This is a genomic window from Spirosoma jeollabukense, from assembly GCF_054777855.1.
Map to the genome: position 1 here is coordinate 320000 of NZ_BAAHAD010000005.1, position 25840 is coordinate 345839.

17 protein-coding genes are annotated in these 25840 nt (G+C 50.6%); 8 read left to right on the top strand and 9 right to left on the bottom strand.

The window, feature by feature from the left end:
• Positions 1-11: 11 nt before the first annotated feature.
• The 3 genes from ACYVEA_RS20725 to ACYVEA_RS20735 all read right to left on the bottom strand — a co-directional run bounded on the left by ACYVEA_RS20725 (position 12) and on the right by ACYVEA_RS20735 (position 5204).
• Positions 12-3977: an FtsW/RodA/SpoVE family cell cycle protein gene (locus ACYVEA_RS20725; protein ID WP_461115343.1), complete on the bottom strand. Its 3966-nt coding sequence runs from the start codon at positions 3975-3977 to the stop codon at positions 12-14.
• A gap of 478 nt (positions 3978-4455) precedes the next feature.
• Positions 4456-4998, bottom strand: coding sequence for a hypothetical protein (locus ACYVEA_RS20730; RefSeq protein WP_461115344.1), 543 nt, complete (start codon positions 4996-4998; stop codon positions 4456-4458).
• Positions 4999-5057: 59 nt separating this feature from the next.
• Positions 5058-5204: a hypothetical protein gene (locus ACYVEA_RS20735; RefSeq protein WP_461115345.1), complete on the bottom strand. Its 147-nt coding sequence runs from the start codon at positions 5202-5204 to the stop codon at positions 5058-5060.
• A 232-nt stretch (positions 5205-5436) separates the two neighbouring features.
• On the opposite strand from ACYVEA_RS20735, the gene ACYVEA_RS20740 reads away from it, so the two are divergent.
• Together ACYVEA_RS20740 and ACYVEA_RS20745 are read left to right on the top strand one after the other, a co-directional pair.
• Complete coding sequence (locus ACYVEA_RS20740) at positions 5437-5862, top strand: response regulator (RefSeq protein ID WP_461115346.1); 426 nt, start codon at positions 5437-5439, stop codon at positions 5860-5862.
• 189 nt (positions 5863-6051) lie between these two features.
• On the top strand, positions 6052-8652 hold the full coding sequence (locus ACYVEA_RS20745; protein ID WP_461115347.1) for a Kelch repeat-containing protein: 2601 nt from the start codon (positions 6052-6054) through the stop codon (positions 8650-8652).
• Between the two features lie 41 nt (positions 8653-8693).
• Here the strand turns inward: ACYVEA_RS20745 and ACYVEA_RS20750 are convergent, their stop codons facing one another.
• From ACYVEA_RS20750 to ACYVEA_RS20775, 6 genes are all read right to left on the bottom strand, one after another.
• Positions 8694-9758, bottom strand: a complete 1065-nt coding sequence (locus tag ACYVEA_RS20750) for a carboxymuconolactone decarboxylase family protein (protein ID WP_461115348.1) — start codon at positions 9756-9758, stop codon at positions 8694-8696.
• 12 nt (positions 9759-9770) lie between these two features.
• Positions 9771-10277, bottom strand: coding sequence for a cupin domain-containing protein (locus ACYVEA_RS20755; RefSeq protein WP_461115349.1), 507 nt, complete (start codon positions 10275-10277; stop codon positions 9771-9773).
• A 29-nt stretch (positions 10278-10306) separates the two neighbouring features.
• Positions 10307-10882: a DapH/DapD/GlmU-related protein gene (locus ACYVEA_RS20760; RefSeq protein WP_461115350.1), complete on the bottom strand. Its 576-nt coding sequence runs from the start codon at positions 10880-10882 to the stop codon at positions 10307-10309.
• A gap of 22 nt (positions 10883-10904) precedes the next feature.
• Positions 10905-11948, bottom strand: a complete 1044-nt coding sequence (locus ACYVEA_RS20765) for an NAD(P)-dependent alcohol dehydrogenase (RefSeq protein WP_461115351.1) — start codon at positions 11946-11948, stop codon at positions 10905-10907.
• A 115-nt stretch (positions 11949-12063) separates the two neighbouring features.
• Entirely contained in the window at positions 12064-12942 is an 879-nt protein-coding gene (locus tag ACYVEA_RS20770; protein WP_461115352.1) for a helix-turn-helix domain-containing protein, read from the bottom strand.
• A 162-nt stretch (positions 12943-13104) separates the two neighbouring features.
• Positions 13105-13632, bottom strand: coding sequence for a DUF4269 domain-containing protein (locus ACYVEA_RS20775; protein ID WP_461115353.1), 528 nt, complete (start codon positions 13630-13632; stop codon positions 13105-13107).
• Between the two features lie 310 nt (positions 13633-13942).
• On the opposite strand from ACYVEA_RS20775, the gene ACYVEA_RS20780 reads away from it, so the two are divergent.
• The 6 genes from ACYVEA_RS20780 to ACYVEA_RS20805 all read left to right on the top strand — a co-directional run bounded on the left by ACYVEA_RS20780 (position 13943) and on the right by ACYVEA_RS20805 (position 25838).
• Entirely contained in the window at positions 13943-14581 is a 639-nt protein-coding gene (locus tag ACYVEA_RS20780) for an RNA polymerase sigma-70 factor (RefSeq protein ID WP_461115354.1), read from the top strand.
• Positions 14582-14835: 254 nt separating this feature from the next.
• Positions 14836-16098: a FecR family protein gene (locus tag ACYVEA_RS20785; RefSeq protein WP_461115355.1), complete on the top strand. Its 1263-nt coding sequence runs from the start codon at positions 14836-14838 to the stop codon at positions 16096-16098.
• A 178-nt stretch (positions 16099-16276) separates the two neighbouring features.
• Positions 16277-19765 carry a TonB-dependent receptor gene (locus ACYVEA_RS20790; protein WP_461115356.1) on the top strand — a complete coding sequence of 1163 codons (3489 nt, stop codon included), beginning with the start codon at positions 16277-16279 and terminating at the stop codon, positions 19763-19765.
• A 44-nt stretch (positions 19766-19809) separates the two neighbouring features.
• Positions 19810-21342 (top strand): RagB/SusD family nutrient uptake outer membrane protein, encoded by a 1533-nt coding sequence (locus ACYVEA_RS20795; RefSeq protein ID WP_461115357.1) that lies wholly within the window; start codon positions 19810-19812, stop codon positions 21340-21342.
• A 298-nt stretch (positions 21343-21640) separates the two neighbouring features.
• The gene (locus tag ACYVEA_RS20800) at positions 21641-23569 is read left to right on the top strand and encodes a tetratricopeptide repeat protein (RefSeq protein ID WP_461115358.1); all 1929 of its coding nucleotides are present in this window, start codon (positions 21641-21643) and stop codon (positions 23567-23569) included.
• Positions 23570-23729: 160 nt separating this feature from the next.
• Positions 23730-25838 (top strand): outer membrane protein assembly factor BamB family protein, encoded by a 2109-nt coding sequence (locus ACYVEA_RS20805; protein ID WP_461115448.1) that lies wholly within the window; start codon positions 23730-23732, stop codon positions 25836-25838.
• Positions 25839-25840: the final 2 nt, after the last annotated feature.

Consider the following 25840-nt stretch of genomic DNA (forward strand, 5'->3'; position numbering starts at 1 on the left):
TGAGAGCCTTGTTAAAAACTCCCTAAATAACCACGCTGTTTTAGGATTGGCGCCACCACGGTGTTGGCTAGCTGGACGGCGTCAGCCGATGAATCGCCCAGCTCGATGCGTACACTAACCACCGTATGCGACCGACCGTCGGGCGTGGGGGCAAAAAACACATACCAGCCATCGTTCCGTCGAACACCCTGCACGATACGTTCGGGCGTGCCCGTTTTACCTGCTACTTTGGCTATACTAATTTTACTACGTCCCGAGTTCGATTGATCAATCATAAACGATTCCAGTTGCTCAGCATACTCAGGCTGCCGGGCCAGTCGGCTGCCTGCTGGCACGGGTTGCGGTAGACCAGCCCGGTTCAGGACGTAGCGCGACGGTTGCAGGACGCCTTTGTTGGCAATGGCTCCAGCCATCCGGGCTAGGGCTACGGGGGTCGATGTTAACTGTCCCTGCCCCCACGCCAGTCCTGAAAACTCACTTCGGTAGCGACGGGGATACTGCGTGCTGTTGTACAAATTCCGGCGCACCACAAACGACGAATCGCGCCAGTGTTGCTCAATCTGATCCTTCTCTTTAGCCGTGCGGGTATCGGAAAACGAATACCCCCCCACGAAGTCAATGTTCATGCCCGTCGCCAGATACAGGTCGGCCAGTTCGTTATCCAGCTTATTGTCGTTCGCGGTGCGAATAAAATACACGTTACTCGATCGAACAATCGCCTTGCGCATATCCACCGATTCGTTGCAGGGCTCCGATTCCCGCGTGCCCCGACGGATGATTTCCTCACACGAAATCCGGTAGCTAACGGCCGATGCCGATGAGCCAAGTTTATTAAAGGCCGCCATCGCCGTCAGAATTTTGGCCGTTGACCCCGGAGCCGTTGGATAGGTCATGCCTAAATCGCGCTCGGTTACAAGGTACGGCAATTTCTGTCGGTCCCGGTCAGCCAGCAGCATCGCATCGGGCGTTTGCAGGTTCGGCAAGGGATGCATAGCCGAGGCCAGCACATCACCCGAGCCAGCATCCAGCACCACCACCGAAATACGTTTATCGCGGTAGTCGGACGTAGCGAGCGCGTTCTGGATCGCTACCTGTAAATCAGCGTTCACGCTTATGTGAAGATCACGATTTCTGGCTTTACGTTCGGCCACTTCCCGACTGTCGATACCTGCCCGCAAAGCCGGTGCCAGCTCGCTGTAATCGTATACCGACAACGTCCGCGTTTGCGGAACCGATGGACTAAAGCGATCGGCCCGGTAGTCGGTCGTGACGAGGTCCAACTTTCGGGGGCGACTGTTGAAGCCCCGCAACTCGCTCAGGTGCGTCGCTTCGGCATAGTAGCCGTTGCTTTGCCCCCAGAAAAGTTGCGTATTCAGGTCGCCAAGCCAGAAAAAAAGCTGATCCCCAAACGGGTAATATCGCTGAAGCCGTTTCTTCGTCAATGCCTGAACCTGACTGGCATTGAGCCCGCTTTGCTGTAATTTACCCAACTGCCGGGTAATCAGGCCGGGTTCACTGGTGGCCAGCACCAGCCCATTTCGGTCGTAAATCGTGCCCGCAGCGAGCGCCCTCGTCAATCGTTCAATACGTGGATTGTAACTATATACCGGATCGCCGTTGCGCGTGACCACCCGCGCGGGCCGCACAATGTAGGCACTTCCACGCCAGCCAACGATGGGCAACAAGTGTCCAATAAGCACCACGACCCCCGCCAGAAACCCGGTGATGCCCGCCATCAGCACTACGTCGTAATGTTTCTCAAGGTATTCGCGCTGAGCCACTTGCCCCGGTCGGTGGGCCACGCTAAATACGGCGCCCATCGCGGTCAGGTTAATAATGAGTGAAATTTTTCCGTAGCTCAGAAATGGAACGCTGATGCCCGTGAGCGGCAATAACCCGATAGACCCACCCGCGATAATCAGAAACTGGATGCCTGTGGCTATGGCAATGCCAGCGGTCAGGAAAAAACTAAAGGGCTGACCCGCCCGTCGGGCGTGAAGAAAAATCCGATGCAACAACACGCCGAACAGAAGAAAAACGCATACGACACCCAGGCCACCCAATTCTTCGCCCAGGCTGGGCAAAATCATGTCGGTATGGGCAGCTGGTATGGCGTTGGCAAAGGCCTTGCCCAGTCCCTGTCCCGACCAGCCACCGGAGGCCAGCGCCCAGAATCCGTGCGCCAGATGATCCCCCCCATACACGTCGTTGTTCCAGGGATTTAGCCACATTGCCTTGCGGTCGGCCAGGCGGCTCCCCACGAACGGTAATAGATCACCGAAAGCAAACATGGCCATCACCAGCAACAGCAGTACGGGTGCTTCAGCCAGCAAGGCCAGCCAGCCCAATCCGGTTTTCGATCGGGCATCGCCCTTCCAATACATGTAACCAACCACGAGGACAAGTACTAGCAACGTAGCGAGCCAGCCCGGCAGCAACCACAACGCGACGCCATACCCAACGCCGGTTGCCAGTGTCAGGGGGAGGTTGCCCCGCGCAATGCTGTAGAACAATAAGAACGTAAAACAGACGACCAGCGCCGGTCCCATATCGCCCAGCAACAGGTAGAGAAACATTAACAAACCGGCCCCGGCCAGTGCACCGAAACTCACGGTAAACCGCCAGCGCAAGTCAGGTAATTGCCGGATTTGCTGCTCGTTGGCCGCAAAAAAACCGGCAAAAAAGAGTAACAGCAAGTATTTGGTGATTTCGCTGGGCTGAAACGTTAGCCCCAAAATGGATAAGTTTACCCGCACACCGCTTCCTTCCGGACCTGACCCTACCAGCAGCGTCAGTCCGGCGAGCCCAACGGCCAGCAACAGCCATGTCCAGCCCGATAACCGAACCGACGACCGGCTCCGAAAGGCAAAAAGCCCGTCAAACCACCAGGTAGCGTAGAATCGACCGATGTTTATCTGCGACAAAATGGTCATCCCCACCAGACCAAGGGCGATACCCTGAACCGTTTGGGCGGCATAGAGCGTGTCCTGCAACGGGTCCTGAATCGCGAGTAACGTCAGCACCGACAAGCCGGTGAGCAGCATCAGGATCGGCAACAACAACGGATCGGGTTGAAAGCGCCGAAGTGACCAAATCCACTGCACGACCCAGAAGGCCAGGAAAAAACCGAGTACAATTCCCCAGAATTGCCTGCCATACGTAGCCGGTGTTCGAACGGCAAGGGCATGGTCTGCTTTGAGTTGCCCGTACACCGTCGATCCAATCAGTCGGAGATGATGCGGGCGGGCGGCAAACGAAAACGACTGATCGCTGGTGAGCCGGGACGTACCGCGTCGACTGCCAAATTCAAAGCCGGGTTTGAGCGGCACAACGCTATAGCCCGCCCCCGCTTTCAGACCTGTAAACGAAAAGTGGCCATCGGCATCCGTACGAGCGTAAATAAAGCGATCGGGAAGCGTATCGGGCTGGGCCGTCGCCGGATGCCGTTTGAGCTGTACCAAAACTCCCGCCATGGGTCGATCGTCCCGGACTACCCGACCCGACATAGCCACCGGACCACGTCCCGTATTTACGACGGACGGATACGGCTTGGGATTGGTCAACTCCCGATTGTACAGCACCGAATCGAAACCCATCTGCTGACGCGACACTTGCAAGCGGCTTCGAAAATCGGCCCCTCCCATTCGACTACGCCAAGCCACTGGAGCCAGCACAGAAAATTGCCGCTTGTTCAGGGCTCCGAGATTATCCAACGTACCGTTCTGTGCAAGTTTGGCGGGCAGCGAGTCAGCCACGAGGGCTACGTCCCGTGAGTCGGTATAGTAATTGCCGGTGGTGAGCAGCCGCTGAATAGCGGTCGATTTTAGCCCCACTTCTACCGTCAGCACCTGCCCCTTTGCATACGCTTGCTTCGCCTGATTCAGGACTGGTAATAAATTGATGTATAAGCGGGTGAACAGTAGTAATAGCATGACCGATGCGCCAGGCAGATACAAACGTCCGGAAGAAACTTTCATACAATGATGACTAGTAGGGAGGCAGGAAATCACACAAAGAGACCAACTAATCAGCTAATTCACTGTTTCATAGCGAATTAATTAACTAGCTGGCCCTTAAAAAAACGTATCAAAATTTTTACACCTGAACGAATAACGAAACGCACTACGTCCGCATCCCCAGATTTCATAGACTTAACGCATAGCGCAATTCTTTATTCTTCGGCCTGCGGATTCTACCGTTGATCGACCCCGTATTGACTCTCACTAATTAATCCTACAAATATCCCGTAGGGATTCAACAGCGTAGCGTCAATAGTTTATGGTAATTCACAGCTACGTTAGCGTGTCGTCAGGTACGCGACGATTCGATGCGGTTGTGTACCTGACGGCACGCTATCTCGAGTTAGTTAGCCATTTTTTACTACCGACGCTATGCTGTTAAGCCCCTAGCGGGGCATTTCGGTTAATACCACCTTTGCGACGCTTACCCCGTTTCTCAAAAATCCTGGATCTCTTTACGCGGCTTAAATTCTTCCTTCGGCATGGCCTGAACGTCGCCCGAACAAACGCGACACAGATAGACCAGTTCTACCGACCAGCCTTTGTCCACGTTGCCCAGGGCCAGACTGATCCGTGTTCTGGGAGTCATCCATAGCGTCTGTTTGATCTCCCCCACTTTGGCCGATTTCCCTGGACCGTATTTTTCGGTTAGTAAGGCCTCAAATTCTGTGGCGGCCGCCACTACATCCGACTGAGTAATGGACGCGTTCACGTAATAATAGTAGGATGCCGAGAGTAGTGAATCGCCGTTAAACTCATATTCGAGACCCACCATCCGATTGCCAAGCGGCACCTGAGCATAGATTAGCTTATCACTTCGGGTGGATGTCGGCTTTTTTTCTTCAGCCTCTCGAACTTGTTTTTTGGAATAGCCCCAGCGTATCCGGCGCAGGTCGGGCGCTGACTGTGCGAGGCTATTGCCAACGGTGGCGACCAAAATTCCCAGTACCAAAATGAGTCGTTTACGACAGATCAGCATACGATTAAACTTGTTCAACTACTGACATTTGATTCCCTGAGGCTACGTAGTAAGCAGCCTCATTTCTTACTCTTGGACGGCGGAACCATGGGTGAAAACCCCGATTCATTCTGCTCATATTTAGGCACTTTGGGGGCACCATGTACCTTGGGAGCCTTTGTAGCCACTTTCTTGACGTTCTTTTTCTGTTTTTCTTCGCGGGCCATAATCGTACGTTTAAAGGTATAACGGCTAAATTCGTTAAAACGCTTTATTTAATAGTGAAGGGCTCTCGATTCGGTCTTATAAATTAAGGTTTTGAGTGCGTTACCAGAGAGACTATGTCGACAATCAATAGTAACTACCTCAGGAAATACCTTTGAGTAATCCAGTTTATCATGACCCACATGAAATTTAAGGCCTATATTTACCAATCAATCTAGTAGACTTCATTAACCCATGTCCCTGCAAGGTCCTATTATTTCTATTGAGGATGACGAAGATGATCAGTATCTTATTAGCCAGGCCATTCAGCGGCTCGGCGTTGTCAATGAGGTGATTTTCTTCGCTAATGGTCAGGATGCCCTGCATTATTTCGAAAACACACAGCAACAGCCCTTTCTGATTTTGTGCGACATCAATATGCCGCTTATGAATGGGCTGGAGCTTCGGCAATATATTAACCAGAGCGAGTATTTAAGGCGGAAATCCATTCCATTCGTATTTTTAACCACAGCGGCCAATTCCCAGCTTGTTCGTATGGCCTACGATGCTACCGTTCAGGGATTTTATAAAAAGTCCCCGTCTTACGATGGCCTTTTTAACCAGATCAAGCAAATCATCGAATACTGGAAGAGTTGTTTGCACCCCAACAGTACCTTATAAGGGTAGCTTCGTTTGGCCATGAACCTCCTATCCTAAGGCGCCCCTGCACAAATTACGGGTCCTGTAAGGCAACGTGGGTTCGGTAAATTAATACCCTCAACCACTTTACTGTATAACGCAGGCAGTAAGTCAACCGTTAGTGGGCAAATTACCCGCATCGTACTGATGGCATAAGGCAGGATAATCAACATGATATCGGGAATTAGCAGGACTATCTACGGCGTGTTACTACGTCTATGTTTCTCCACTATAGCTACGTTCTTGACGGCTTCGGTTACGCTAAACGCCCAATCCTACGGGTTGCGCTTTGTTGGACAGGAAGAAATACAGGATAATCGTACGTCGTTGAATCTAAGTCCCGACAACCCGTTGTGCCTAAACGGAACCGTTGAGCTATCATTTGATTTATCCCTTGCGCCAAATTACACCACCTATTTCGGGTATATTTTCAGGATCATTCAGAATGAAAAGCAAAACCTTGATTTACTGTACGATCAAAAATCGAAAAGTTTTAAAATCATCATCGGCGAACGGTTCTCGAAATCCGTCATAAAGATTGACTCGGCTCAACTTTTCTACCGCTGGAATACCTTCAAAATCCAGCTGGATCTGAAGCGCCAATCCCTACTGGTCTTCACGAACAATAGACTGGTCGTTCAGGAAAAAGTCCCCTTCGATCAATCCGGTTGTTTTACGATTCTTTTTGGCGGCAATGAGTTCAGGGGGTTCAAGTCGAAAGATTTGCCTCCCATGAACCTGAAAGACATTGCGATCGCCGAAGACGGGCAGCGTACGTATTACTGGCCCTTGAACGAAACCAAAGGCCCTAGCGCAACCGATGAGCTAGCTGGAAAAGTGGCTTCCGTCAAGAACCCTGTCTGGATCAAATCGCTGCATACGGACTGGAAATTAGCCAAACAGTTCAGTATAAATGGCAGTGCCAGCGTAGCGTTTGACCCCACCACCGAAACGGTCCATGTTGTCGGTTCCGATATTCTTTATCGGTATGCTGTTCAGAACCGGCAGGTCAGGGTCGTGGCTCACAAAAATCAGCCACCAAGCTTTTTGCCTGGGAATCAGTCCATTTATAACCCGTTCACCCAAAAACTGTATACGTTCTACGCCGATCAAAAGGCGGTATCTGCGTATGACCCCGGCAGCCGCAGCTGGAAAAATGAGGCTATTACGCCAAAGTACACCATTGCCACAGAGTACTGGCAGGCGAATAAATTCATTTCCGGGGTTGATTCTGCCCTCTACATTCTCGGCGGCTACGGTCAGCTGACGTACAAAAACAGCATTCAACGCTACCGATTTGCTACTCGAACGTGGGAAATTATTCCGACCAAAGACAGTACGTACACCCCACGTTATTTGGCCGCATTAGGTACTACGTCCGGAGCTGACACGGCCTATGTCATTGGCGGTTACGGCAGTCTGACCGGCGAGCAAATGCTGAATCCGAAAAGCTCGTATGACCTGCTGCGCTACGTAGTAAAAGAAAATTCGTTCAAAAAACTCTATGAGTTACCCCTTCCGAAAACAGATTTCGCCTTCGGGAATTCGCTGATAATCGACGCCAAAGCAACGCTTTTTTATGGCCTGATCTTCCCCAATCAGCAGTTTAAATCGAAGCTACAACTCATTCGGGGGTCGTTGATTAAGCCGACCTACGAACCCGTTGGCAATTCTATTCCGTATCAATTTCACGATACGCATTCGTTTGCAGATTTGTATTATTGTCCCGCCAGCCATCAACTGGTTGCGGTCACGCTACTGCGAAGTGAAAAGAACACAACCGACGTAAAAATCTACACGATCTCGTTTCCGCCTAATGTGCTGGAACCCCGGGAATCAGCAAAAAAACTATCCTTTACTGCGTACTGGTTTTGGGCGCTGGTCAGTCTTATGCTGGGTATTGTAGGCTTCCTGTATGTGCGGAAGCGTTTACACCCAAAGACGTATCGATCTGAAGCAGGGCCACTTCCAGACCAGTCAGCAGAAGTAAGTCCCCGGGCGATACCAACCGAACCAACGCTACTGGCTGTCGTCGCCAGCCAATCGGTGCACACGGCCAGCGTCTATTTTTTCGGTAATTTTCAGGTGTTCGATCAAGCCAGTAATGATATCACCAAAGCGTTCACGCCCTTGCTTAAGGAGTTGTTTTTATTGCTGTCCCTCAATAGTATTGGCAAACAACGGGGCGTGCCGTCCGAAAAACTTAATGAAATTCTGTGGCCCGACAAGGCCGGTCGTGATGCGAGCAATAATCGATCGGTAAACATTGCCAAGCTGCGGCATATACTGGATAAAGTTGGCGGCTGCTCGCTCTCAAAAGAATCGGGTTACTGGAGCATTACGTTCGACTTCAGGCAGGTTTACGTTGATTATGAGCGCTATATGGGTATCGTTACCGATAAAGCAACGCTTACCAAACAGACGATCAGTGAACTGGGCGAAATCACCAAACGGGGTTCTTTTTTACTGAATACGGAGTATAATTGGCTGGATGAATTCAAATCAGACATTTCCAATAAAATTATCAATACATTTCTGCAATATACTGAAAGCCTGAGCATTAGCACCGATCCCGAATTTCTCGTTCAACTTACCAATTACATTTTCTATTACGATCCGGTCAATGAGGAAGCGATCGTGATGAAATGCAAGTCGCTGGCCCTGATGGGCAAACATACGCTGGCCAAGAATGCCTTCGAAAAATTCGCCAGAGATTATAAAATCATCTATGGCGAAGATTACCGACAGTCGTTCTCAGCCATCATGGACTGATTTGGAACGGCCTGAAAATCAGTACTGACCAGCCTTAAAGCTCATTTTAACTTTTCAAATAGCTCCACCATCGTTTCCGGGGTGATAGTAGCCATCTCAACCAGTTTCAATGATTTTACCATGTTCAGGGTAGAGGTTTTGTAGTGCTGAAAATGCGGTGTTTTCAAATGCGACTGGTAAGCAGCCTGGCTGGCGTATATTTCTACCAGCCTGATTTGGGTGGGTTTTTCTTTCTCATACATCGGAAAAATAGCAATGACCCCAGGCTCTCGTTTAACCGATGCGGCCGACTCTTCCTTCAGAATAGCCTTATATTCATCCAGATGATCCGGCGCGATCTCAATTTCCGCAATACGTACCATCATATCCGGTTCGATGACCGGGACAGCAGGCTTGCCTAGTAAGGTACGTAGCGTGTTTGCCTGGGTTCGGCTGACTAACGTTTCGATTAAGTCCGCAACCGCTACCAACTGACTTTCGGTAATGCTGGTATTCATCCCCATTTTTAGGTGAGCTTGTAACTGGGATGTAACGCCCGACATGGCAGTTAAGGCAGATATGGTTACCAGTTCCCGTTGCTGATAGGTTAGCACATCGCTGCTGAATATGTCGGCAAAAAGGTGTTCCTTTAAAAAGGCATCTATCCGTGGAGCGAATTCACCAAAACCGGGCGCTGGCTTTGATTGGGGCGTTTTCGTTAAGGTCTCCAGTACTTTTCGTCCCTGCTCGTAGGTATCGGAACGGTCGTCAGGCAACCGGATTTTCTTGCCCTGCGGGTCCTGAATGCCTTTCGCTTTCCGGTCGTCCAACACAGCCATAAACGTGGTTATACCGTTCAGACTCCTTGGAAAACCACAATAAGCGTATAATTGCACCAGTATTTCTTTGATTTCATTGACCGTTAGACCGGCATCGAGCCCCGCGCTCAGCTGCGCTTTCAGCCCGTCCAGATCGCCCGTGGCGGTTAACGCAGAAATGGCGACGATACGTTGCTGCCGGGCATTTAGTACCTGATTTACGGCGCTTGCCTGCTGTGCCTTCATGACCGTTGTAGGTAATAAAATAACAAAAAGTAGTATTCCGGACAGCAAGTTGGTTTTGCGCATTACGTCTGTCGGTTAGTGTGCATTGACTTCCGTGTAGTCTTCGGTCGAAACAGGGGTGAGCCATACCACATTGGTATCGCCCCGGTAATTGGTAATCGCGATATGAACCAGTTTATGCGTGACCGATGCGCCATGCCAATGCTCTACCTGTTCAGGAATATTGACCACATCCCCTTTCTGTATGCGTCGGGCAGGCTTGCCTTTTTCCTGATAAAACCCTTCGCCTTCCGTAACGAGCAGCACCTGCCCTTTCGGATGGGTATGCCAGTAGGTTCTGGCACCGGGTTCAAACGTTACGCTACCCAGAGCAAAATCGTTATTTTTATCTCTCGCCCCAAGGGACGTCAGGTAGGCATTCCCGCTAAAGTACTCATTCGTTAATTTTTCGCCCTTTGGAAAAAGAGACGTGTTCGAATCGGTTTTCATTTTTTGATGCTGTTTAGTGCCAACACAGGCCGTCATGGATACGAGCGTACTAATAAACAACCCGATAGCTAATAATGTGTGGAAAGATTTCATGACAATACGTTTTGTTTGCTGGTTTGGCGTCAAATTGTCTTCAACACCTTCGCTGGAATCCCGGCAACGACCGTATTGGGCGGTACATCCCGACTTACCACAGCCCCCGCTGCCACCACCGCGTTTTCGCCAACCGTAACGCCCGGTAAGATGGTGGCCCCCGCGCCAATCCAGGCATTCCGTTTGATCAGAATGGGTTGAAGAAGAACTGTTTTACGATCTGCGGGATCCAGCGGATGATTTTCGGACGTAAGCTTGACACTGGGGCCGATCTGAACATCGTCTTCGATTGTAATCCCACCAATATCCAGAAACGAACAGTTGTGGTTGATAAAGACGTTTTTGCCCAGGCGAATAAACTGGGCAAAGTTGGTATAAAACGGAGGGAAAATCGTCGTCGACTCGTCGATCCCGGTCCCAATAATGGCACTCAACTGGCTGCGGACCTCGTCAAGCTCGGTAGCCGTGGCGTTCATCTGGACGCATTGCCGGATGGTACGGGCCACGACCTCGGCGAATGTAGCGTATTCAGGATCATCTTTTCGCAGCGGTTCACCAGCCCGCATCCGCTGGAAAATATCATTACTCACTGATTCAGGCGGCATAGCTTTACTAAAAATGGTCGTGCTATAAAGTAGCCATGTCGATGACAAACCGGTAGCGCACGTCCCCCTTCACCATACGATCATACGCGGGTTGAATGTCTTTAATGTCAATCATCTCGATGTCTGAAACAATACCATGCTCGGCGCAGAAATCCAGCATCTCCTGAGTTTCTGCAATACCGCCAATACTTGATCCGGCAATACTTTTCCGACCAATGATGAGGCTAAAGGCGTGCATGGCCGACGGTGTTGGGGGAGCACCCACACAGATGTGTACGCCGTCAACTTTCAGCATCGTCATATACTGCATGTAATCATGCTCCGCCGATACCGTATCAAGGATGAAATCAAATTGCCCTTTGGCTGCTTCGAGCTGAGCGGGATCACTCGTTACCACAAAATGATGCGCGCCCAGCTTTTTAGCATCGGCTTCTTTCTGGGGGGATGTACTCAACACCGTTACGTCGGCCCCCAGAGCTACCCCGAACTTGACGCCCATGTGTCCCAAGCCTCCCAGACCCACGACAGCCAGCTTATGACCCGGCCCCACCTTCCAGTGGCGTAGGGGTGAATACGTAGTAATGCCGGCACAGAGCAGGGGAGCCGTAGCCGCCAAATCCAGATTCTCAGGTATGTGTAGTACGAAATCTTCATTGACGACGATGGTATTGGAGTAGCCACCATACGTAGGGGTTTTCTTATCCTGCTCCAGTCCGTTATAGGTCTGGCTATTGCCGTTGAGGCAGTACTGCTCCAGGCCATGCTGGCAGGATTCGCACACGCGGCAGGAATCGACCATGCAGCCGGTGCCCGCTAAATCGCCCACCTTGAATTTGGTGACGTGCTCGCCAACGGCGACGACTTTGCCCACGATCTCATGACCGGGTACCATCGGAAAAAGGCTCCCACCCCACTCATCTTTGATCTGGTGGAGATCCGAATGACAAACGCCACAGTAGAGAATGTCAAATTGTACATCGTGGGGACCAACCTCACGGCGCCCAAAATTCCAGGGGGCCAGGTCCGACTCTTTGGTTTGGGCTGCATACCCTTTTACTGCTATCATATCAATCGGCTGCCGAAGCAACTGTCTAGGTTTATCTGCTACATTTATATACAGACAAAGCTACAGCCGGAAAGGATAGGTCAGTTAAAAGTATTCAAACCAATACTTATACATTTCAAACCTCCGCCAGACGGAAGTTTCGGGGATTGGTACCCGTAAACTTTTTGAAGAAGTTGTTGAAATAGGAAGGATAATCAAAGCCTAGGGCATAGGCAATGTCGGAAATGTTCCAGTCGGTATGTTGTAGCAGGGCTTTTGCTTCGCCCAGTACGCGTTCTGCAATATGAGCCGTGGTGGATTTACCGGTCACCTCATTAACAGCCCGGTTTAGGTAGTTGACGTGAACATTCAGGCTCCTGGCGTAATCCTGCGCCGTAGTCAGTTGCAAGGGACGGGCGATGGTCTCAATCGGAAACTGCCGTTCCAGCAATTCAAGAAAAACCGCGGCCAGCCGGGAAGCGGCATTCTTGTGTTGGTCAAAATGTTGCGAGGGCTCTAGCTTCAGCGCTTCGTGAATAATCAGGTGTATATAGTTGCGCATCAGGTCATCTTTGTACGAATAATTGGTCTGCTGCTCCTCAATCATTTTCTGAAAGATTGTATTTAAAAACTCCCGTTGCTGCTGACTTATCATAAATATCGGTGTGCCGCTGAGCTTGAACAAAGGAGAATTTTGCAGGCTTTCTGACCGGTCGGACAACTTGAGGAAGTCCTCAGAAAACAGGCAGGTGTAGCCCACGTAAGTAGTTGAAATCGTTTCCCATGAATAAGGAACGTGTGGATTGCCAAAAAACAGAACCGTATCGTTGTGCTCAAAACTCCTGTCCGCATAATGGATGATGCTCTGGCCGGTTGTCAGGCAAATTTTGTAGAAATCTTTCCGGCTATAGATGCGGGTGGCGCTGCTGTCACATTCTATCTCAAAAACATTGAAGCCTTTTAATTTTAGCTCATTATTGAACTCCGAAACCGAACGCATGAATTGATCTGCCATACTCAAAGTTAAGGAATTCAAATCAGCCGACCAACTCAAAAGCTGAGTTGATTGGTTGAAAAAGCCTATCGGGCACCCCATCAGTACGCTCATCAAAAATCGGTTACTGATGTTTATCTGCTGAAAACCAATACGGCATATATAAGAAACCCCAGTTAACGATTATCCATCATGTTCATACGCCAATAGCGCCACGTATGGATTCCCCTGAAGGCCGAGCAATAGACCGAAAGCCGGTTCAGTCTTGTAGCCTTTTCGTTTGAGGACGATAATCTCCTGTCGGAACGCTTCACCGCGCTCTGACAGGAGTTTGTATTCGATCAGCATATGCCGGTAGCCCATTTGTTGCCGGGTTGGAATGTTCTGTCCATAGATTTCAATAGCAAACCCCTCAAGGTTAAAATTAGCCACGACAATCTCCCTGTCCGGCGTTAACGATTCTCGGATCCGGAATCCCTTTTCGGAGCTAAATTTTTCTCGAACGAGGGCCGTAAACGTCTGCCTGTCGGTCCAGTAGCAGATAATATCGAGGTCGCTTGTTTCAATATCGATGTTGATGGGTAGGGTACCCACCAGGATGGGAGAAAAAGCATCCAGCTTAGCCAGGACCTGGTGTTCTGTCAACACCCGATGTACTTCCCGTTGCCGGGGGGTTCCACTGTTCAGATAGTCAATCGTGTCAAAATTCATCGGTCTCCAAAAAACTAATCGACTAACTATATAAGGCTGTAAGCCTGATCTTTGGCACGAAATAAGGTGGCTCTCTTCATTGCAGAGGAATTCTACTACGTCACCTTGTCTTCATCACGGCCGATCGTATTGGTTGAGGACCTGGACGAAAGCACAGGAAAAGCCTGCTTACCCCTCAAATTTTCTCTTTTTTTTCCTAAAAATCCCTCCATTACTTACATATTAAGCATTTGTTAAGATTTTTTTAAGTATCTGCCATTTACTTAGCAGTCATTTATTTAGAAAGATAATGGTTTTGTAGCATTCGCTTTTGTCACTAGAAGCCTTTGCTTACAACCCCATTCGCGTACCTTTACTACGTCATACGATGGGTGTTCTACGGAAGATGTATGCAACGATAAGTGGTCCGGACGCCACCCCGGACGCGCTTGACCTGGACAGTCTGTTCAAGGAACTCTATGATCGTCTTGTCTACTTTTCCCAACAAATTGTTCGTGATCAGGCGCAGGCGCAGGACATTGCCCAGGATGCTTTCATAAAATACTGGCAGGAACGTGAGTTTATCCTGGCCAATAAAGTAGCGGTGAAAAACTATCTGTACAGCACCGTTCGTAATGCCAGCCTGAATGTAATACGTCACGCGAAAGTGGTTGATGCATACCTACAGCAACAGGGAACCAGTGAACCTGAGGAAGCAACCATCATGGATGCCATCATCTCGTCGGAAGTGATGGCCCAAATTCATGCCGCCATTAATGCCCTACCCGAGAACTACCGGACAATTTCAGTCATGAGTTATCTCGAAGGGAAAAAGAATCAGGAGATAGCCGACGAGTTATCGATGTCCATCAATACCGTCAAAAAACAGAAACATCGGGCGCTGGAACTGCTAAAGCTAAACCTGTCGCCCGAATTATTTGGCTTACTTATCCTCTGGAATACACTTTAAATTTGGTTAGGGTAGCTTTTAGGCCGTGGTTCGGTAAAGTTAAGTTCTCCACTTCGCCGGAGACCAGCTAACCCTCGCACATAGTTTAACCTATGCTCAACCTTTCCCCTTCTTTTAGTGTAGTACTGAAAATCAACGGGATACTATTATAATTTTAACCGCTCCAAGTTGTCGTCAAAAAATAGTTCATTAAAATTTTTATTTCCTTTATCCTATTATAGAAGTCAGGTGTCTCTATTGCGTAAAGCAGCACAATGGAAGACTACAGCGGCTATTTCAGGCAAGGCGACCTGATTGCAAAGTACCTCAAGGGCGAATTGAGCCATCAGGAACGGGAAGAACTGGCCGATTGGATCGCCCAAAGCGAGCACAATAGAGCGCTATTTGAGAAGCTGACGGAGGAAGGCACTCTTGGTCAGGAATTTGATCAATTTGGTTCGGCCAATAAAAAAGCGGCCTGGGAACGGATAGTCGCCGAAACAGGGTACGCTAAAGCGGCACGTACTACGTATATAGGCATTCGTTTAGCCCAGTTCATGGCGGCAGCCCTTGTTATCGTCATTTCGGGCCTTCTCGTTTATCAGTTTGTTTATAAGGATAAACCCACTCAGCCAGTTGCCCAACAGCCAAACGACATTCTACCGGGCGGAAGCAAGGCCGTTTTAACACTGGCCGACGCATCTCGGATAAACCTGGACGATGCTACCAATGGTGAAATTGCCAAGCAAGCGGACATGGTAATCACCAAAACCGCTGATGGTCAATTAGTTTACGACCTTTCTAAAGCAACAGCGTCTGTATCGTCCAAACCAGCGCTGGCTGTTGCCTATAACACCATTACGACACCCCGCGGAGGGAAATTCCGCGTCATTCTTCCCGATGGCAGCAAGGTCTGGTTAAATGCCGCGTCATCGCTGAAATATCCCACTAAATTTCTGAGCCACGAGCGGCAGGTCGAGCTGAATGGCGAAGCTTATTTTGAGATTACCCACCTAAAAACGGGACCAAATGCAGCGCGGCCGTTCCGGGTCCGTTCGGCAGGTCAGGTTGTCGAAGTGTTGGGGACTCACTTTAATATCAATAGTTATTCGGACGAGAGAAGCGTCAAAACCACCCTATTGGAAGGCAAGGTAAAGGTCATCAAAACACTGGCTAACGTATCAACCAGTCGACTCGACGGGAAGGCTGCCCCGGCCCTGATTCTTAAACCCGGTGAGCAGGCGCAACTGGCCTCGGGGAACCGGCCAAACCTGAATCTGATCGCGCAGGCAGACCTGGAAGAAGCGGTGGCCTGGAAGAATGGCCAGTTTCATTTCAAAGACACCGACCTGCCCACGATCATGCGCCAGATCGCCCGCTGGTATGATGTTAAGGTTAGCTACCAGGGCAAAATACCGGACATGAAATTTAGAGGCAAGATTTCCAGAGATGTGCCTCTCTCCCAGATTTTCCAGATCCTGCAATTGAGTGGTGTAAATTTTAAACTAGACGGACGAAAAATAACAGTTAAATCATGATCGACATGGCCGTATCGGGCAAGGCTCGGCACAGCCGCAGGGTATCCCACAAAAAAAGCCGGAACGTGTTGCGAGCACTTCCCGGCCTGACGCTTGGAATAACCTGCCAGTAACACAGGCAGACACGTAAAAACTATTGACCTACAAGCATTTACAAATTCCAAACCCATACAAAAGTATGAACTATTCTACTTTTTACCTATGGCATCGCCTGGCAGCGCCCTGGGAAAAGCTTATAAATTCCCGGCTGGCCGAATGCAGTCCGGGCATGAAACGAAAATTGATCATGCGACTCAACATTACCAGTATGCTGATCCTGGTGTCCTGTTTGCACATGTATGCATCAGGCTACAGCCAGCGCATTACCCTGAATGAACGGAACGCTCCGCTCGAAAAAGTGCTGGATAAGATCGAGAAACAGAGCGGTTATTCCTTTTTTCTGCAAACGGATCTGCTCACGAAAAGCAACAGGGTTTCCCTTCATCTGAAAAATGCTACGTTAGAAAACGCGCTGGATGAACTGTTTAGGAATCAGCCGTTAAGCTATTCGATTGTCAGCAAAACCATCGTTATAAAACGGAAAGAAGAATCGGTACTGGAGAAACCGGTTAACGGGTCAACGCCCCCAACGGCAGAGCTACGAACCGGGCTTCGTTTAGATTCCAGGTCGGAAGTCGCGAAAAAAATGTCGGACATGCTCACCGACAGAGTTCAGAGTTTCAGACGTGCATTGGCGCCAATAACGGGCCGGGTTACCGACGAAAAAGGCGAAGGCCTGCCCGGCGTGAGCGTTGTGGTCAAAGGCTCCCAGCGAGGCACAACGACCGATCCGAACGGGCAATTTCAGCTCGACCTGCCTGAACGAAATGTAATTCTTGTGTTTAGTTTCGTCGGCTACGAGAGTCAGGAGGTAACCGTTGGCGCGCAATCCACCCTGAATGTCACCCTAACCGTGAGTGAGAAGGGACTACAGGAAGTCGTCGTCGTTGGGTATGGCGAACAGCGGAAAAGCGACGTAACGGGGGCTACCAGCACAGTTAGCGCCAGAGAGATCGCCAAGCGGCCACTCGTTCGGGTCGAACAGGCGTTGCAGGGCACTACGTCCGGCGTGGTGGTGGCCAGCAGCAGCGGGCAGCCCGGCCGTGGGTTGAGCGTTCGCATCCGGGGGGCCAATTCCATTACGGGCTCCAATGACCCGTTGTACGTAATCGATGGATTCATTGGCGGAAACATCGAGTCGATCAACCCCAATGACATTGAGTCGCTGGAAATCCTGAAAGATGCTTCGGCTACCGCCATTTACGGTTCCCGAGGCTCGAATGGGGTCGTGCTGATTACGACGAAATCGGGGCAGGAAGGCAAAGCCAAAGTGAATTTCAGTACGTGGTTCAGCCGGGCCAGCATGCCCAAAAAACTGTCGTTGATGAACGCCTACGACTTTGCCCGGACGGTTAATACGCAGTTTGCCTCGACGGGTAATGCGCCTGCTTTTTCGGACGATCGGCTGCAGGCCCTCAAAGCCAGTGGCGGCACCGACTGGCAGGATGAACTTCATCAGGAACCGTTGGTCCAGAATTATCAGCTCGACGTATCGGGTGGATCAGCCAACGTTAAATACTTGCTGTCAGCCAATTACCTCGACCAACCGGGCCTGATTCTCAACCAGTATTACAAGCGGGCCACGCTGCGCGCCAACATTGACGCCAAAATCAACGACCGGATCAATGTTAAATTCAACCTGTCAGCCGTGTTGCCCAATAGCCGGAACACGAATTATTCGGGCGATTTGACGGACCCCTTTACGCAGGCCACGGAATGGGACCCGACTTCCCCTGTTCGCAACCCGACAACCGGTGAATTCATCCTTACGGCGCCCTATGCGTCGATCCAGTTCAACCCCGTGGCGCGGGCAACCAGCCAACTCGATGACAGCCGGAATACGAACGTCGCCGGAACGGCCATTCTAACGTATCAGATCATTAAAGGTCTGACGTTTACGACCAACACTACGTATCAGATCGGGTCTCCGTTTAACCAGTCGTTATTTGGTCCGGGAACAGGAAATGGCGTGCTGTATGCGCAGGTAAACGCATCCCGGAACTGGAATTTCCAGAATAGTAACTTCCTGACCTACAAAGCCGATTTTGGTGAGCACGCGCTGACCGTTACAGCCCTGTATGAACAACAGCAGGGACAGGGCATGTCGGTCAATGCGCGGGCAAACAGTTTGTCCACCTATGCGCTGGGTTACTACAATTTAAGCCTGGGAACGTCGCAGCAAACGTCGTCGGGTTACTCGGCCGATGGCCTGCAATCGTACATGGGCCGGGTCAACTACGCATACAAGGATAAATACCTGCTCACGGCCAGTGTTCGCACGGATGGCTCATCGCACCTGACCCAGAAATACAGTACGTTCCCCTCACTTGCTCTCGGCTGGAACCTGGCCAAAGAGACTTTCCTGACCAACTCCAAGCTATTTTCTGACTTAAAAATACGCGCCAGCTACGGCCAGACCGGCAATCAGGCGGTTGGTGCCTACGCGACCATTGCCCAGGTAACGACGGGGGGCGGTCAACCAGCCTATTATTTTGACGGCACCACCCCCAGCGTGGCGACGCCCCTGGGATCGCCCGTGTCGAACAGCCTGAAGTGGGAAACGACCACTCAATACGACGCCGGTCTTGATGCCTCTTTTCTGAATGGACGCCTGCGATTTACGGCCGATGTATATCAGAAAAACATCACGAATCTGCTGTATAGCTATCAGGCACCCTTCTACTTAGGGGGTGGCGACTACCTGCGCAACATCGGCAGCGTCGAGAACAAGGGACTCGAATTTTCGCTGAGCGGAACTCCCGTTGCGACCGGCAAACTGCGCTGGACCAGCAATTTCAACATATCCTTTAACCGCAATAAGGTCACCGACCTGGGTGGGCTCGACAATGTCATCGTGAACGGCGTCGGGTCGGCCTTCAACAGCGCATCGATCCTGCGGGTTGGCCGACCCTTGGGTGAGTTTTTCGGCTACCAGTTCCTGGGTACCTGGAAAACGAACGAAGCCGATCAGGCCGCTCAATTTGGGATGAAACCGGGCGACGCCAAATACCTGGATGTCAACGGGGATCATGCCTACACAACCGACGACCGAGTGGCCATTGGCAACGGTACGCCCAAGTATTCGTTCGGGTTTATCAACGACGTAAGTTACGGTAATTTTACACTCAGCTTCATGTTCCAGGGTACGCATGGCAACCAGATCTATTCGCAGACACTGGCGTATCTGTGGGGAGGTCTGGGCGACCAGCGTAACGCGACCACAACGGACGCGCTGAACATCTGGACGGCCAGCAATCAGACCGATAATCCGGCGTTCAGCAATACCAGCAAGAACTTTAACAACAGCAGCCGCTACGTATACGATGGTAGTTACACCAAACTGAAGAACCTGTCGCTGACCTACCGCATTCCGGAAACCCTGTTAAGCAAGGCAAAAATCCGCAGCCTCGAAGTGTATGTGAGTGGGCAGAATCTGTTCACCATCACCAAATACCCAGGCTACGATCCAGAAGTATCGAACGGGACCAACGCGATCACGCAGGGGCTGGAAATGGGCGTTATTCCAAATCCTAAAACCTATACGGTGGGCCTACGGCTCGGCTTATAACCGCTATTTTTCCGTTTTTGATCGCTAAATCAAGAGACATAATCATGAACACCAACTACTCAGTACTTCTCGTATTCATCGTGATGATTTTGGCGGGCGGCTGCCAAAGCCTCACCGAGGACCCCAAAGGCAGCTTAACGCCGGGCACCTATTTTAAAACGCAGGCCGATCTCGACGCATCCGTGGCGGCTATCTATATCCAGTTCGCTCGCGATGGCGCCTGGGGTTTCACCAACCGTAGTACGTCTTACTTTGGGTCCGACGACTTCACGACCGATCCAGGTTTGAATAAAGAAGACTTTCGCCTGTTCGATCGGCTCAGTGGCGGCAGTGGCAACCTGAGTCTGGTGGCGCAATGGCAGGGTCCGTGGCAGGGCATTTATCAGGCCAACAACGTGATTGCCAACTACACCAAAGTGGCGTCAACGGACGTACTGAAGAATCAGGCTGCGGGTCAGGCGTACTTCCTGCGGGCGTTGGGCTACTATTATTTGGTGCGAACGTTCGGCCCGGTTCCAATCATCCTGACGCAGATCGATGTGAACGACCGCCCGCCCAGAGATCCGGTGGACAAAGTGTATGCCGCTATCATCAGCGATTTGCAGAAAGCGAAAGAGCTATTGCCTGCGTCCTTTCCGGGCCAGCCGGGCAAAGCCAATCAAATGGCAGCCCGTTCGCTGCTGGCCGATGTGTATCTGACCATGACGGGCTGGCCCCTCAAACAGGAAAGCAACTACAAACTGGCTGCGGATGAAGCCAGCGCGGTGATTCAGTCAAATCAGTTCAACCTGAATACGGCCTATGCCACCGTTTTTGCGACGAACAATAGCCCGGAATCTATCTTTGGTTTGCAATACAATGTCAGCGGTGGCCTGCCACTACGTAGTGCCGGGTCATCGTCGGTGCCGCTCGACGAAGTGGCGACGAACGGGTCAAGCGGGTGGGATGATTATTACCCCGAAATCAATTTTTACAAAAACGCCCCGCCCTGCACCCGGACCGACGCTACGTTCTACACGACCATCAAGCTGCGCCAGCCCGATGGCAAGACGTTTAAACTGGTTCCCTGGGACTCGCCCGAAACGCACGCTGGACATCCCTATTACAAGAAGTTCCGGGCGGGCCTGAATGGCGATGGCGTCTCTGAAACAGAAACCGTCATCAACGCCATCAATCCAAGTACCAACAAAGTGTACGACATTATTCGCTATCCCCTGGTGCTGCTCGACTACGCGGAAGCCTCTGCGATGGCCGCCGGTGGACCAACGGCTGACAGCTATAAAGCCATCAATCTGGTGCGCAAACGAGCTGGCTTGCCCGACCTGACTCCCGGACTTTCGGCGACTGCCTTCCGGGACGCGGTGGTCTATGAACGCGCCTACGAATTTGCCGGGGAATTTGGCGTGCGGTGGTTCGACATCGTCCGGCTCCAACTACTTCCGCAGATTGTGGCGGCACGGAGTTCTTCCGAAAACCCGATTCCGGCGAATACCAATTTCGCCCAGAAATACCTGGCCCCTATTCCCATCAATGAGATGGCCAGAAATCCGGCCTGGGTCCAGAATGAAGGGTATTAATTAGTTTTTTTCAATACAAACATATTTTTTGAACATAGAGACACAGAGTTTTAATAGCTTTTATAAATTGACAACCAGACTCTATTAGTTTTTTAACCCTGTATTCTCTGCGGTCCGACGCTTCGGTGCCTCTGTGTTCAAAAAATATATAAGGAGAGTGAATTATTTATAAATAACGTAGTCAACGATGAGTGTCGTAAAAGAATATAAACCAGCCGAAAAACAAGCGTCTAAAAGGATTATATTCTTTAAAGTAATTAGCGTTTTACTTTCTCTTTTTCTTTTATGTCTCGTTGAAATGGCCTTACGCCTTTTTAATTATGGGCAGGATGTGCGCTTATTTATTGACTACCCCACCGACAGGAATTTCTTAGTATTAAATCCTGACGCATCTAAAAAATATTTTACCAATCAGGCAATAGCCACAACGGGAAATGTCGAGCCTTTCAAAAAGAAAAAAGACGCCAATACGTTACGAATTTTTGTGCTTGGTGAATCCACAACCATTGGGTATCCTTATTTCCACAACGGTTCTTTTCATCGCTGGCTTCAATATCGATTAACGCACACATTTCCAGACCGAAATTTTGAAATTATCAACATCTCGCTGACCGCCGTCAATTCATATACCGTGTATGGCTTTGCAAAAGACGTAGTGAATTATGAACCCGATGCGGTATTGATTTATTCCGGCCATAATGAATACTATGGTGCCTTAGGAGTCGGCTCTACCGAACACATTGGCGGCAATCCGCAGCTTGTTAATACACTCCTCTATTTACGCCAGTTCCGGCTTGTGCAGTTGATGACCAACGTCTATGAGAAGCTACACCGTACGGCAGGCGGAGATAAGGCTGGCGAGGGTGGCACACGCATAAAGCTGATGGTTGCCGAGCAGAAAATAGCCTTTGATTCAGCCCTTTACCAGCGGGGAGTTGAGCAGTTCCGTCATAACCTGGAGGCAACGCTGGCGCTGCTGGCTCAACATGGCATTCCTGTTTTTGTCAGCAATCTGGTCAGTAATGAAAAGGACTTGAAACCGTTTGTCAGTTTCCCGGTCGGACGTACTGCCTTTCCGGGTTTCAACCAGCAATATGCGCTGGGCGTAGCCGCTTATAATCGAAAAAATTTCTCCGATGCGTATACGTATTTCAAGGCCGCTAACCAGATTTATACCGGGCATGCACGTTGCCATTATTACCTGGGGCAAACAGCTTATTTGCAGGGTGATTTTAGCCAGGCTAAAACCTATTTTGACGAAGCAAAAGATCTGGATGGTTTGCGTTTTCGCGCACCTAATAGTTTCAATAAGATACTCTACCAACTATGCAGCAATTACAAGAATGCACACCTGGTCGACGCAAAGGCAACCTTCGAACGTAAATCAGCAAATGGCATTATTGGCGATGCCTTAATTCTCGAACACGTTCACCCTAATTTATTGGGGTATGCCTTATTGTCTGATACGTTTTATGAGGCCCTGAAAAAAGAAAAGTTTATTTCCGTACCAAAAGAAAAAGAAATAAGCATTGATCAACTGCTTCAGGACATGCCCATCACAAAAGTAGATTCATTGGCGGGGCGCTACAAAGTAAGTAATCTCAAACGAAACTGGCCCTTCAATGAAGTGATGTCCGCTCAACCGTTTACGATTGAAACAACCGAAGAAAAAATAGCGTATGACCTGACCACGCAAAAAATAACCTGGCTCGACGCGCTCAGTAACGTATACGATTATTATCTGGCTCATCATGATTTTCGAAAAGCCCGGCGCACCGTAGAAGCACTCGTGCTTGAGTATCCAATGGACGCCCGCTACGTTGAAAAAGCAGCTATGTTAAGCGGGGAATTAAAAGACGACCAGAACGCTATTTTCTATTTTCAGAAAGCTTTTGCCTTGGCTCCTTCTTTTGATAAAGCCCGCTACTTGTTTGTGCTGTTTCTTAAACTCGATCGGCCAGAACAGGCCATCCCCTATCTGGATTTTGCCATTCAAAACAATACGTCCCAATTCAACCTGAACCCGGTTAAAGCATATGCTGAACAGGTCGTACAATTGAAAAAACAATTGGCTACTGACCCAAAGAATGTCACCCTTTTAACCCAGATCGCGAATGCTTACTACCGAATGGATAACAAAGCGGGGGCAGCCAACTACGGACAAAAAGTTTTAACCGTGGATGCTGGCAACAAAGAGGCTCTATCCCTGATGGCACGGCTGAACTAAACGATTCATAGGCATGAGCGCACGTAAAAAACAGGTACATAAATTTAACAAATTCAACGTATTGAAACGTCTCTCAACTCAATTTTGGCCGTTTTCTGATGCAACAACCCGCCACGTAGCAGCCACTGGACTACTGCTGGGAAGTTGCCTGATTTACGGCATGCAGGAACGAAACACGGCCGTCGATACGGGCCGGGACTGGCCCAATTATGGGGGTAACAAAGCCGGAAATCGCTATTCGCCCCTCACCCAGATAAACACCGGAAACGTCAACAATTTACAGGTTGCCTGGCTATATGATGCCTCCGAAAAGCCCGACCCGAACAATCCCGGTCGGCGGAGGGATCGGGCGATTCAGTGCCAGCCGATTGTTGTCAATGGGGTGCTGTATGGCACCACGCCCGAGCTTAAATTATTCGCGCTCAAAGCCGGGACGGGGGAGCAGCTCTGGAAGTTTGACCCCTCGAAAAACGACCGGCTGAACTCAAATCGGGGCGTTGTTTACTGGGAAAAAGGCAACGACAAGCGTATACTCTATACCGTTGGGTCAAGTTTGTATGCCGTGAATGCGCAAACCGGAGAAGGTATTCTCAGCTTCGGTACCGATGGCAAAGCGGATTTACACGAAGGCTTACAAACCAATCTGGACCACGACGTCAGTAAGCTGTCCGTCAATGCTACGTCGCCGGGCATCGTTTACCGAAACACGCTGGTTATTGGTTCGGCGGTGTCCGAAGGGGGCGATGCCGCACCAGGGCACGTGCGGGCATTCGACGTCGTGACGGGCAAACTGAAATGGGTGTTCCATACGATTCCGCAACCGGGTGAGTTCGGCTACGACACCTGGCCGCCAGACGCTTACAAGAAAATTGGGGCTACCAACAACTGGAGCGGCATGTCGCTCGATGAGAAACGGGGCGTGGTTTATTTCGGTACGGGTTCACCCGCGTCCGACTTCTACGGGGGCGACCGCAAAGGGTCCAACCTGTTTGCTAACTGCATTATGGCGCTGGATGCCGAAACGGGCAAACTAAAATGGTATTACCAGACCATCCATCATGATTTATGGGATCGGGACCATCCATCGCCCCCGAACCTTATTACGTTAAAACACAACGGAAAGCTGGTCGATGCGGTGGTTCAGGCGACAAAAGACGGCCTGGTATACGTACTGGATCGGGATAAGGGCACGTCGCTCTTTCCGGTCGAGGAACGTAAGGTCCCGGTCAATGGGTTGCCCGGCGAACACCCCTGGCCGACCCAGAAATACCCGCTCAAGCCGCTGCCCCTTTCGCGTCAGGTCTACACCGAAGCCGACATCACCGATCGCTCACCAGAGGCCCATGCCTACGTGAAGGAACGGTTTGAGAAGATACGGACCACCAACAAATTTGCGCCACCCAGCACAAGCGGTACGTTACTTTTCGGCTACAGCGGTGGGGCAGAATGGGGCGGCAACGCCATTGATCCTGATGGCGTTCTGTATCAGAATGTCAACGAGGAACCCTGGGAGCTGATCATGGCCGAACGAACGGGGATGAACGCTCAAAACAAACCACTCACCGCCGGAAATGCGCTTTATGTTGCCAACTGCTCGGCCTGCCATGGGCAGGATCGAAAAGGAAGCGGCCCCGAACTGCCCTCGCTGGTAGACATTGGCAAAAAACGGTCGGTGGAGGAAATCAGGTCCATTCTGAGAACCGGCAGTGGTCGGATGCCATCGTTCCAGCAACTGTCGGAGAAGGAACGGGATGCGCTCATCAGCTTTTTGCTGAACACCGAAACCGGCCCGGCAAAGGTGGCGGCCTCCCCTACCGAAACGCCCAAAACCGGCTTCCCTTACATGCCCGCCTACGTGAGTAAAGTCTGGCAGCGCTTCACCGATCAGGATGGTTATCCGGGCATCAAACCACCCTGGGGCACGCTGAACGCCATCGACCTCAACACCGGGAATTACCTCTGGCGGGTGCCGCTGGGCGAGTACCCCGAACTGGCAAAAAAAGGCGTTCCGACAACCGGCACCGACAGTTATGGCGGGCCACTGGCCACAGCGGGTGGGCTTGTGTTTATCGCAGGTACGAAAGACGAAAAGATTCGGGCGTTTGATCGAAAAACGGGCAAAGTTGTCTGGGAATACCAGCTTCCGGCGGGTGGCTTCGCCACGCCGATCAGCTATGAAGTCGATGGAAAACAATACGTTGTCATCGCGGCCGGCGGTGGGCGAGGCCAGAAAATTGGCGGTAACTACGTAGCCTTTGCCTTAAAATAGAT

Excerpts from the sequence above, each read along its gene's own strand:
- ACYVEA_RS20725 (WP_461115343.1), bottom strand. The coding sequence starts at position 3,977 with ATGAAAGTTTCTTCCGGACGTTTGTATCTGCCTGGCGCATCGGTCATG.
- ACYVEA_RS20730 (WP_461115344.1), bottom strand. The coding sequence starts at position 4,998 with ATGCTGATCTGTCGTAAACGACTCATTTTGGTACTGGGAATTTTGGTC.
- ACYVEA_RS20735 (WP_461115345.1), bottom strand. The coding sequence starts at position 5,204 with ATGGCCCGCGAAGAAAAACAGAAAAAGAACGTCAAGAAAGTGGCTACA.
- ACYVEA_RS20740 (WP_461115346.1), top strand. The coding sequence starts at position 5,437 with ATGTCCCTGCAAGGTCCTATTATTTCTATTGAGGATGACGAAGATGAT.
- ACYVEA_RS20745 (WP_461115347.1), top strand. The coding sequence starts at position 6,052 with ATGATATCGGGAATTAGCAGGACTATCTACGGCGTGTTACTACGTCTA.
- ACYVEA_RS20750 (WP_461115348.1), bottom strand. The coding sequence starts at position 9,758 with ATGCGCAAAACCAACTTGCTGTCCGGAATACTACTTTTTGTTATTTTA.
- ACYVEA_RS20755 (WP_461115349.1), bottom strand. The coding sequence starts at position 10,277 with ATGAAATCTTTCCACACATTATTAGCTATCGGGTTGTTTATTAGTACG.
- ACYVEA_RS20760 (WP_461115350.1), bottom strand. The coding sequence starts at position 10,882 with ATGCCGCCTGAATCAGTGAGTAATGATATTTTCCAGCGGATGCGGGCT.
- ACYVEA_RS20765 (WP_461115351.1), bottom strand. The coding sequence starts at position 11,948 with ATGATAGCAGTAAAAGGGTATGCAGCCCAAACCAAAGAGTCGGACCTG.
- ACYVEA_RS20770 (WP_461115352.1), bottom strand. The coding sequence starts at position 12,942 with ATGGCAGATCAATTCATGCGTTCGGTTTCGGAGTTCAATAATGAGCTA.
- ACYVEA_RS20775 (WP_461115353.1), bottom strand. The coding sequence starts at position 13,632 with ATGAATTTTGACACGATTGACTATCTGAACAGTGGAACCCCCCGGCAA.
- ACYVEA_RS20785 (WP_461115355.1), top strand. The coding sequence starts at position 14,836 with ATGGAAGACTACAGCGGCTATTTCAGGCAAGGCGACCTGATTGCAAAG.
- ACYVEA_RS20790 (WP_461115356.1), top strand. The coding sequence starts at position 16,277 with ATGAACTATTCTACTTTTTACCTATGGCATCGCCTGGCAGCGCCCTGG.
- ACYVEA_RS20795 (WP_461115357.1), top strand. The coding sequence starts at position 19,810 with ATGAACACCAACTACTCAGTACTTCTCGTATTCATCGTGATGATTTTG.
- ACYVEA_RS20800 (WP_461115358.1), top strand. The coding sequence starts at position 21,641 with ATGGCCTTACGCCTTTTTAATTATGGGCAGGATGTGCGCTTATTTATT.
- ACYVEA_RS20805 (WP_461115448.1), top strand. The coding sequence starts at position 23,730 with ATGCAGGAACGAAACACGGCCGTCGATACGGGCCGGGACTGGCCCAAT.